Origin of the sequence: Rufibacter ruber (assembly GCF_001647275.1) — a bacterium.
Lineage (GTDB): Bacteria > Bacteroidota > Bacteroidia > Cytophagales > Hymenobacteraceae > Nibribacter > Nibribacter ruber_C.
In genome coordinates this window covers 23,769-31,502 of record NZ_LRMM01000063.1, presented here as the reverse complement: position 1 = coordinate 31,502, position 7,734 = coordinate 23,769, and the positions used below count along the sequence as shown (strand labels likewise).

Annotated in this window: 8 protein-coding genes; 5 read left to right on the top strand and 3 right to left on the bottom strand. The window is 49.3% G+C overall.

Features of this window, described 5'->3' with window-relative positions:
• The first annotated feature begins 195 nt into the window (after positions 1-195).
• Positions 196-546: a hypothetical protein gene (locus A8O25_RS18240; protein ID WP_066837943.1), complete on the top strand. Its 351-nt coding sequence runs from the start codon at positions 196-198 to the stop codon at positions 544-546.
• A gap of 367 nt (positions 547-913) precedes the next feature.
• Here the strand turns inward: A8O25_RS18240 and A8O25_RS18230 are convergent, their stop codons facing one another.
• From A8O25_RS18230 to A8O25_RS22755, 3 genes are all read right to left on the bottom strand, one after another.
• Positions 914-2,281 (bottom strand): hypothetical protein, encoded by a 1,368-nt coding sequence (locus A8O25_RS18230; RefSeq protein ID WP_066837935.1) that lies wholly within the window; start codon positions 2,279-2,281, stop codon positions 914-916.
• A 32-nt stretch (positions 2,282-2,313) separates the two neighbouring features.
• Positions 2,314-3,756, bottom strand: coding sequence for a TonB-dependent receptor domain-containing protein (locus A8O25_RS22760; RefSeq protein WP_082893746.1), 1,443 nt, complete (start codon positions 3,754-3,756; stop codon positions 2,314-2,316).
• A gap of 80 nt (positions 3,757-3,836) precedes the next feature.
• Positions 3,837-5,114 (bottom strand): TonB-dependent receptor, encoded by a 1,278-nt coding sequence (locus A8O25_RS22755; protein ID WP_082893745.1) that lies wholly within the window; start codon positions 5,112-5,114, stop codon positions 3,837-3,839.
• 291 nt (positions 5,115-5,405) lie between these two features.
• On the opposite strand from A8O25_RS22755, the gene A8O25_RS18220 reads away from it, so the two are divergent.
• From A8O25_RS18220 to A8O25_RS18205, 4 genes are all read left to right on the top strand, one after another.
• Positions 5,406-6,047 (top strand): heme exporter protein CcmB, encoded by a 642-nt coding sequence (locus A8O25_RS18220; protein WP_066837952.1) that lies wholly within the window; start codon positions 5,406-5,408, stop codon positions 6,045-6,047.
• A 132-nt stretch (positions 6,048-6,179) separates the two neighbouring features.
• Positions 6,180-6,845 carry a cytochrome c biogenesis protein CcsA gene (gene ccsA, locus A8O25_RS18215; RefSeq protein ID WP_066837932.1) on the top strand — a complete coding sequence of 222 codons (666 nt, stop codon included), beginning with the start codon at positions 6,180-6,182 and terminating at the stop codon, positions 6,843-6,845.
• Positions 6,832-7,104: a CcmD family protein gene (locus A8O25_RS18210; protein ID WP_241499083.1), complete on the top strand. Its 273-nt coding sequence runs from the start codon at positions 6,832-6,834 to the stop codon at positions 7,102-7,104. The genes ccsA and A8O25_RS18210 overlap by 14 nt, the downstream gene beginning before the upstream one ends.
• 146 nt (positions 7,105-7,250) lie before the next feature.
• A complete protein-coding gene (locus A8O25_RS18205; protein ID WP_066837948.1) occupies positions 7,251-7,676 on the top strand; it encodes a cytochrome c maturation protein CcmE domain-containing protein in 426 nt (141 codons plus the stop codon).
• Positions 7,677-7,734 lie beyond the last annotated feature (58 nt).

Here is a 7,734-nt window from a genome sequence, read left to right as displayed (position 1 = left end):
TGGGCTAGTTTGCCAAACAGCCCAAAACAGAAAATCTATTCACCGTGACTTTGACCTGTTTGGTGGCGCTGTAAATTATTAGACTGCGTTTTTAAGCCTTTAACCTGTAGAAACCGGGGCTGGTCTAAAGTTTCTGTACAGGATCACTCTTCCGTCTACCTTTGAATCACAAACCCCGCAAGAACTATCTGAATCATGAAAAACTTTACCCTTGCTCTCCTCTTGACACTTTCTGTTGCCGGCACCTCTATGGCAAAGGATCGTCCGGGGGCAAAAGGGAATACCACTATCCTGTCGCAGCAGTTTTTCAACTCGCTAAAGTTGACAGAGATGCAGTTCATCAGGATCAAGAATCTGGAGAAGGTGCGGGAAATGGAGTTGAGAGAGGCAGAAGCAGTGGTAGCCAGTGATGATTTGGCCTTGTACGTGGCAGACATTGACATCAGGTTTGAAGACAGTCTGTTAAAGTTGCTAAGGGCTGATCAAAAGGCGGCATATCTTGAGTTCAAGATGGCTACCCAGAAACAAGAGGCAGTAATGCAATAATGAGTTTATAGTTTGGATGAACCTTAGGGCACCCGTATGGGTGCCCTTTGTGTTTTACAGGATTTGCCATGTGAGGGAGGTTGCAAAATAGAGCCCCATACTGCCATGGACAGATGCCAGGGCGCCCAATCCGCAGGTGAACAGTAGCAGGTTTTTTCTGTTTTGGGGCTGTTTTTCTGAAAACAGCCCCAAAACAGAAACTCTTTTAAGCTGGTTATAGGGTTCCCTCTGGTGGTGGTAACAGGAAAATGAAAAAGCCCGCCATTGCTGGCGGGCCCCCTGCCCATGAGAGACTAAGTCATGGGCAAAGTAATTGGTCATCTTTATTTCTCACCCATATTGATGGCCAACCTTTTCTTTAGACAGATTAGTAGTCAGTGTTTTTAGGGTCAAAGTTGGCCCATCCGGCTGTCCAGTCCTGACCGCTTGCGAAGGCGCCAATGTATGTGCCCGTAGTAGTAAAGAAGCTTGGCATGCCTGTGAAGGAAGCGCCTGTCTGCAGTTGCGTACCAATTGAGAAATTAGGACGGGTTGTCTGGTTGAAAGAACCTGAGATGCCCAAGGTAGCGTTGTCTGCAATAACTTGATTTGCTTTGGCAGTTGCGTTAAACCAGGTGGCTACGTCATAGGTTCCACCTGACTCAACTGTCAGTGCTTTGCCGGCTGGTACTCCTGAGATAACTGTATTTTGGATTTTGAGGGTGCCGGCGGTTGCATTTGCCTGCGTTTTGGTGCCGTCTAATAAGAGACCAACCGGCCAGCCTGCAAAGAGAGAATTATAAACAGAGATGTTGCTGTTTCTTCTAATGTGCATTGCTCTCTTGAAGTTGGTATTTACAGTGGTGTTGGCCGTGGCCAGTGGGCCAAACAAGCTTACATTAGAAAACACGGCAGAGGTTTTTGGGGTGTTGTCTGTGCCGTCTGCGTCTCCATCAGACTCAAAGCCGTTAGAGCCAGAGGCATCTGCTGAAGCTGGGTCAGAGATACCTAACAGGTACTGCATGTTTCCAGAGTAGCCATTGTCTGTGTCAAACATATCATCTACCGTCTTATAAGCAATCAGGTATTTCGCGTTTACGGTACCTCCAAACATCTCATAAGAGTCATCACCGCAGAAAGAGACCTGGATGTGGTCAATTTGTGTGCCGTTGCCTACCCCTCCAAGGGTCAGGCCGTTAATCTCATTGTCTGGTTGGAAAGCAATACCAGGGAACTCAATGCGCACATAGCTCAGCACGCCAGAGTTGTCAGCGGCGTTAGTGCCACCATAAGGACGGTTCACACCGCCTTCAATTTTTGCCTTCTCACTTGGCAGGTTAATGGGTGCTGCTCCTAAGATGATGATGCCGCCCCAGTCACCGGGGTTGCGGTTTCCCTTAGCTTGGTTGGAGGTAAAGACAATTGGGTTCTGCGCTGTACCCTGAGCCATTATTTTGGCACCGCGTTCAATGATCAACGTTCCCATTGATACTTTGTCCCCTTTGATCACCGTACCAGGCTGAATGGTAAGCGTGGCCCCAGCTTTTACGTAGACAAAGCCTTTCAGCAGATATTTCTTATTTGAGGAGAAGGTTACGTTCTCATCTGTTGAGCCTTCAATTGTAGCTACACCGTTCGCTTCTGTTACGGTGAATTGTTCTTTTGGAGTGGTCTCGCCACCGTTGTCATCATCCCCGCAGGCGTAGCCAACGAACATCACTGCAAAAAGGAGAGCGAGCTGTTGTAATTTTTTCATTTGTTTTCGTTTTAGTTAAATGGGTATTGTGGTTAGAATTTGTAAGTGATGCCAAGGGTAGAGTAAGAGCCTCTCTTAAAGTCTTGCACAGTCTCGTCAATGCCTGTGATCTTAGAATCTTCATTTGAATCCTGGATCAAGCGAACCTTCTGGTTCAGGATGTCCTGAATACCGGCCTTCAGTTCAAAATGCTTTCCTAAGCCCTTGGTTACTGAGAGGTCAAGAATGTTGCGAGGCATTTCATAGATGGTGGGGTTGGCATAAGAGCCTACAGCCCATACACGCTGGCCTACCACGTTGTAAAGGAGGTTGACTTGCAACTGGCGGTCTGAATCCTGATAATACAGACCCGCATTTACCACGTAGGGTGACTGACCCATCATGGGGCGGGAGGTATTCTTTAGCCCAACAGCAGCTTCTTCAGAAAGCTTCACGTCACTTTTGATCAATGAAGCGTTTAACAGGATAGAAAAGCGGTCTAAGAAAGGAGAGGCTGTGAGGCCGGTAAGAGACTTGCGGGCCTCAAGTTCAACCCCGTAAGTAGTGGCGCTGGGAGTGTTGGTATAGGTCAGCGAGTTGCCCATGTTGGTGACCTCAAAGTATTTCTCAATAGGGTTGATGAAGTACTTCCCAAAAACACCCACTGATAAAAGTTCTGTCTGTGATGGGTAGAACTCGTACCGCAGATCAGCATTATAAATGGTGGAGGTTTTCAAGGGTGCCCCAGACTCTTCAAACAAAGTAATGAAGTTGTAGTAGCTGAAAGGGGCCACCTCCCTGAATTGAGGGCGGTTAAGGGTAATGCTGGCGCCAGCCCGTAGCATAGACCGTTTGTTAAACTCAAAGGTCATGTTGGCAGACGGCAATACCCGTAATACCTTGTCTTCAAACGTATATACTTTGCTGAGGGCGTTAAGGCTTTCCAGGTTTTGGTTGTTGTACTCCAGACGGGCGCCTCCAGAAATTGAGAGTTGCTCAGTTATAGGCATTGCCCCCCCCACGTATCCGGCTATGAGCATATTAGAAGCCGTGTAAGAATCTGTTGGGTTTGTGCCCTCTACAATTGACCAGCCAGTGGTAGGGTTGATGTTCTGTTCAGCAAACACCTCATTTAATGGAAGGTAAATGAGATTGTTGTCAAACGTGTTGGTGTTAGAAGGCCGGTAAGAAAGGAAGCGCGCGTCAAAGTCGCGGTTTTTCTTCTCAACATAGAAGCCTGCTCTGATTTTGGGGGCGTTTTCTGAAAGTGAGTCAGCCGGGTTGAACTTATGCTCAATCTGTGCAGAAGCGGTATAGGTATGTTCATTCAAGTCTGAGTAGAAACGGCCGGCATCTGCCAGGGAGGGTGTCTGCTTATAGGCTACTGCAAACTTGTCATTTGTGCCAATGTCACGCTGGGTGCGCAGGCGGCGGTAGTCAGGCTCATTGCGGTTTGTATAAGAGTAACCGCCAATCCAGGTAACGGTTGTCTTCAAATTGTTAATCTCATGGGTTCCCTGCAGCTGGCCGGCATAGATGGAGCGGCTTTCATACCGCAGAGCGTAGTTTTGTTGCTCTAGCCCATTTGCGTATTCAAAACCTCTTCTGTAAAGAATTGAATTAGAACCAGCTGGTTGAATAAGTTGCTGAATTCAATTCTGTTGCGGTTGTTCAAACGGGCAGTCCAGTTATGCAGAATGCCAAGGCGGCTGTTTTGAGTTGAGGTCTCATCTATATAACTGAAGTTTAAAGGGCTTTTCCCGGCAGACTCATCAAAGTCAAGATATTTGACACGGGTTCCTGAGGTGAACAGGCGGGTATTGCTGTAAGAAATGGCAGTCACATTACTGAACCGGATATCTTTCACATCCAGCACACGGGTCATGCCTACAGAAAACCGCATGTCTGGAAGCGCCTTGCCTGGGTCTCCTGTCCAGGTGTTCGGCAGCTGGCGGCCCATCTCAGTTAACTGCTCAGGTTGTTTCTGGTTAATGTTTCCTTGAAAGCTGGAAGGGAGGGCACGGTCACCGTTATCAAAGCCTAAGAAATCTGTATTGCTGCCTGGCGCTGAAAGGAAGTTGCCAAAGGTGGTATTGCCGCGGTAAGAAGCAGAGATGCCAATACTGGTGGTGTTCTCATCTGCGAAGTTTTTTGTATACACCTTGATGACCCCTCCCCCAAAATCGCCCGGAAGCTCAGGAGACCCGTTCTTGTAGATCAAGATGCGGTCAATCACGCTGGTAGGTAACACATCAAAGGAGAAGGCGCGGCTGTCTGGTTCAGTGCTTGGGGTGAGGGCGTCATTCAACATCACCGTGTTGTAGCGCTCGTTCATTCCCCTGATCACAATGTAGCGGTCATTCATGATGGTCACGCCCGGAATCCGTTTCACGGTCTCGGCGGCGTCCCGGTCAAGCGATTTGGCAATCTGCTCCCCAGAAACCCCACTTACCACTACTTCACTCTGCTTTAACTCATTAATGAGTGCAATGTCTGTGTTCGTCTGCCGGGTGCCCACAATGGTCACCGCATTGAGGCTGGTGCTGGCCGTTTCTTCTATCTCAAAATCTACCGTGGTAGTTTTGCCCGGCTCCACTTTGATGTTCTCATAGGTGGCCTGCTTGTAAGAAACGTAAGAAACGGTGATTTTATACATGCCTGGCTGGGTCTTTAAGTTGAAGCTGCCGTCAATGTCTGTGTTTGCCGCCGTTCCGGTTCCTGTGATGAAGACAACGGCCCCAATAATAGGTTCGCCGGTTTTTTTGTCCTTAACTTTCCCTGCCAGGGTGCCTTGTTGGGCATAGGTAAAGCCCGCAGTGAGAAGAAGGGAGAGGGTGAGTAGTAACGATTTCATTTGGTAACTTTTAGTCTCGCTGCAAAACTAGAGCGACCACTTTACCCCATGATTAACCCGTTATTAATCTATTGTTAAGCTGAAAGCTGAAATATTACCTGAATGTTAACAGCCTGCCTGCCCCTTGGCTGTGACCTTTTTAAAAGCTGTTTTTGGCCTGATTTCCTAAAAGTAAGCCGAAAACGGCCCCATGTCATGTTGATTCATGAGTAAAATCATCTCCCTGCAATCATTTGTGTTGTACCTTTGCCCAAAATTTAGACCGTGCTGCTCAAAGAGGTAACATATTTAATGCAGAAAGACTTTGTGCTGGAGTGGCGGCAGAAGTATGCGTTTAACGGCATGCTCCTGTACGTAGGTAGCACGGTGTTCATCTGCTATTTGAGTTTCAGCCTCCGGTTTGGGGCCCTGGAGGTGCCGGTGTGGAACGCCCTGTACTGGATCATTCTGCTGTTTACAGCGGTGAACGCTATTGCCAAAGGCTTTGCGCAGGAAAGCCGCGGGCGGCTGCTCTATTATTATAGTGTGGTGAGTCCGCAGGGGGTGATTGTGGCCAAGATGCTGTACAATGCGGCACTCATGCTGGTGCTGGCGGTGTTGTGCTTCGGGTTTTATGCGGTGGTGATTGGGAACCCGGTGCAGGATGTGCCCATGTTTCTGCTCACCATTCTGCTGGGCGCGCTGGGGTTTGCCGCGTCGCTGACCATGATCTCAGGCATTGCGGCCAAAACCGCCAACACAGGAACACTGATGGCGGTACTGAGTTTTCCGGTGATGGTGCCCATGCTGCTCATGCTCATGAAGATGTCTAAAAACGCCATTGACGGCCTGGACCGGTCTCTAAGCCTGGACGAAGGGCTGGTACTGCTGGCCATCAATATGATTGTGGTGACGGTGTCTTACATTCTGTTCCCATATTTGTGGCGCAGCTAAGGCAAGCAAAGCCCAGGTTGTGCGTTGGTAAGGAGTAGAGAAGGGGGCTGAGGCGCTCTGTTCAACAGGGCAGAAAGTAGTTTTACTGGAAATAAAGTCTTGTAAATAGACTTCTGAATAAATAGAAAAGGAATGAAACTAAGCTGGTGGAAATGGCTGACCGTTGCCTTGCTGCTGTACACAGTGGTGGTGGGGTTGCTGAGTGAGGTGCCACGCCTCGCCATTCTGAATGAAACCATCCGGAACCTGTACTTCCACGTGCCCATGTGGTTTGGCATGATCCTGATCTTGCTGGTGTCAGTGGTGTACTCTATTAAATACCTGCGCAACCCGCTGCTTAAGAATGATATTGTGGCGGTAGAGGCCGCCAAAGTGGGCATTCTGTTTGGCGTGCTGGGTATTGTGACCGGCATGGAGTGGGCACGTTTCACGTGGGGCGAATTCTGGAGCAATGACCCTAAGCAGAACGCCTCTGCCATTGGGCTGCTGATCTACTTCGCCTATCTCATTTTGCGGGGCTCTTTTCAGGACCACCAGCAGCGCGCGCGCATCAGTGCCGTGTACAATGTGTTTGCCTTTGCGGCCTTGATCCCGCTGTTGTTTATCTTGCCGCGCCTCACAGACTCGCTGCACCCGGGCAACGGCGGCAACCCCGGTTTCAACTCCTATGACCTGGACAGCCGCCTTCGGGCCGTGTTTTATCCGGCCGTGATAGGCTGGACCCTGCTGGGGGTTTGGGTGGTGACCTTACGCACCCGCTTAGAAGTACTAAAGCAACGGTTCTATGAAAATGCATAAATGGATTCTGGTGCTGCTCCTCACGTGGGTGGCCGCTTTCTCAACCCCTGCTCAGGCACAGCCGCAGGAAACCAACACGGTAGAGTTTTCCGCGCAGGCGCCAAACGCCTCTTCCCCAGAAATGGCTGATGTCATGCGCCGTGACGGTAAAATCTACATTGTGGTGGCGGTGCTGGTGACGGTGCTGCTGGGGGTGCTGTTCTACCTGATCAGCCTGGATAAGAAGATTGGGAACCTGGAGCGGCAGTTAAAGCAATAATTTCTGTTTTTGGCCTGTTTTTCTAGAAACAGCCCCAAAACAGGAGAAGAATTTCTACTTAGGTAGAAAAATAGGTGCGCAAAGCGGATTTAAAAGTAAAGAAGCATTGTTCCATCATCGGCGAAAGCCATCATACTTATTACAAGATGAAAAGAATACACATTATTGGGATTTTGGTGATTGCCGTGGCCATTGCCATTATCATGTCCACCGCCTCAGATGCCAGTGTCTATGTTCCGTTCAATGAGGCCAAAGCCCGCGCCCAGGAAGGCGACAACACCAAGGTGCACGTGGTAGGCCGCTTGAAAAAAGATGCCAAAGGCCATATTGTGGGCATGAAATATGACCCGGTGCTGGACCCCAACTACTTCTCTTTTGTGCTGGTAGATACCAACAGGGTAGAGCAGCAGGTAGTGTACTACAGCCCCAAACCGCAGGATTTTGACCGCTCTGAGCAGGTGGTCATCACCGGCAACATGCAGGGCGCTACCTTTGTGGCAGACAAGATCCTGCTGAAGTGCCCTTCTAAGTACACTGAGAACGAGGTGAAAGTAGAGACGGCAAGCCTGTAAAAAAAGTTCTGAGTCGTGAGTTTTGAGTCCTGAGTTACATCAGGCCATGCTTCTGTAC